Annotated in this window: 2 protein-coding genes; both read left to right on the top strand. The window is 49.5% G+C overall.

Features of this window, described 5'->3' with window-relative positions:
• Window positions 1-130: 130 nt before the first annotated feature.
• On the top strand, window positions 131-931 hold the full coding sequence (gene cobA / locus ABW391_RS25525; RefSeq protein WP_353484737.1) for a uroporphyrinogen-III C-methyltransferase: 801 nt from the start codon (window positions 131-133) through the stop codon (window positions 929-931).
• A gap of 4 nt (window positions 932-935) precedes the next feature.
• Window positions 936-1,583, top strand: coding sequence for a precorrin-2 dehydrogenase/sirohydrochlorin ferrochelatase family protein (locus ABW391_RS25520; RefSeq protein ID WP_353484736.1), 648 nt, complete (start codon window positions 936-938; stop codon window positions 1,581-1,583).
• Window positions 1,584-1,700: the final 117 nt, after the last annotated feature.

Raw genomic sequence — 1,700 nt, 5'->3', positions numbered from 1 at the left:
CGTAAGGGCGACCCTACGTGGTCGCCCTCGCCCGTAAGGGCGACCCTCGCGGTCGCCCCGATATAGGCAGGGACGCCAGATAGGGCGACCGCAAGGATCGCCCCAACGGGTCGCCCCAACGATATAAAAAATGAAAACACCCATCATACCAAAAATAACCCTCGTTGGCGCAGGCCCTGGTGATCCAGAGCTCCTGACCATCAAGGCCTGGAAAGCACTACAACAAGCCGATGTGGTGTTGTACGATGCATTGGTCAGCGAAGAAGTATTGGAACTGGCTCGCCCTGACGCCATTTTGGTGGATGTGGGCAAAAGGGCATCCAAGCATACACACCCCCAAGAAGACATCAACTGGATGCTGGTGGAATACGCAATGAATCATGGCCACGTAGTCCGCTTGAAGGGAGGTGATCCATTTGTATTTGGCCGGGGTTACGAAGAAATGGCACATGCTGCCATGTTTGGCATCCCAGTGGACATCGTACCTGGACTTTCTTCCTGCATTGCAGTACCTGGTTTGCAAGGCGTACCTGTTACTTGCCGGGGCATCAACGAAAGCTTCTGGGTGGTTACCGGCACAACCCGGGCAGGTACCATTTCCAAAGACATTGAGTTGGCGGCACAATCCAGCGCAACGACCATTATTTTGATGGGCATGCGCAAATTGGCCGACATCATGGCCATTTTTGCGGCGCAAGGAAAAAAGGATACACCAGCGATGGTGGTTCAAAATGGATCCACCCCCGATGAAAAAGTGGTTTTAGGTTCAGTATCCAACTTGGCCGAACGCGTTGCTTTGGCGGATGCCTCATCTCCAGGTATAATAGTTATCGGAGAAGTTGTAGCTTTGCACCCCGAGTTCAAAAAAGCACAGGCCGAAGCGATAGTGTTTTCAGAATCAGGAACAAATCGGGCAAGCATCACCAACTAAAACTATGGAACGAAACGAACTCTATCCTGTTTTTTTGAAACTCCACGCTTTGAATACCTTGATTGTTGGAGCAGGGGAGGTAGGGTACGAAAAACTGTCTTTTATACTCAAAAGCAGCCCCAAAGCCCGGGTTACCATAGTAGCCACTTGGGTGAACTTTGAAATTGAAAACTTGTTGAAGCAAATGGACGAGCATTTTGTACAAATCCATTTGCGCGAATTTAAGCCGGAAGATTTGATCGGCCATGACTTGGTCATTGCGGCTACCAATATTCCGGCGTTGAACCGCGAAGTACAGCAGGCTGCAAAAGAGCAGGGCAAGCTGATCAACGTAGCGGATACCCCTGATTTGTGTGATTTTTACCTCGGATCTATCGTGACCAGAGGACCTTTGAAAATTGGGATTTCAACCAACGGTCAATCCCCTACTTTTGCCAAGCGCTTCAGACAGGTGCTGGAGGCGGCACTGCCAGAAGAGGTGGAAGAATTGTTGCCCAAATTGAATGACATTCGAGATCGCCTGGGTGGCGATTTCGCGCATAAAGTGCGAATGCTCAATCAGATTACCTCCACCTTGTTGACTGGCATGGCTGGATGCGAGTGTGGAGGGAATTGCACTGGGAATTGCATTGAATTTTTGAAAAAATCGTAGAAAAGTTATGACGACATCACAAACCATTGCAGAACCGACACTTGACCTCGAACAGTATAGTGTGGAGTACCTGAATGAAGTTTTTGCCCCACTGAATTTTGAAGAGCGCATTCAACG

Source organism: Haliscomenobacter sp. (genome assembly GCF_040403615.1).
Classification (GTDB): Bacteria; Bacteroidota; Bacteroidia; order Chitinophagales; family Saprospiraceae; genus Haliscomenobacter.
The sequence above is the reverse complement of the archived record's forward strand: the minus strand, read 5'-3'. Positions and strand labels throughout refer to the sequence as shown.

Coding starts and splice junctions, on each gene's coding strand:
- cobA (WP_353484737.1), top strand. CDS start 131: ATGAAAACACCCATCATACCAAAAATAACCCTCGTTGGCGCAGGCCCT.
- ABW391_RS25520 (WP_353484736.1), top strand. CDS start 936: ATGGAACGAAACGAACTCTATCCTGTTTTTTTGAAACTCCACGCTTTG.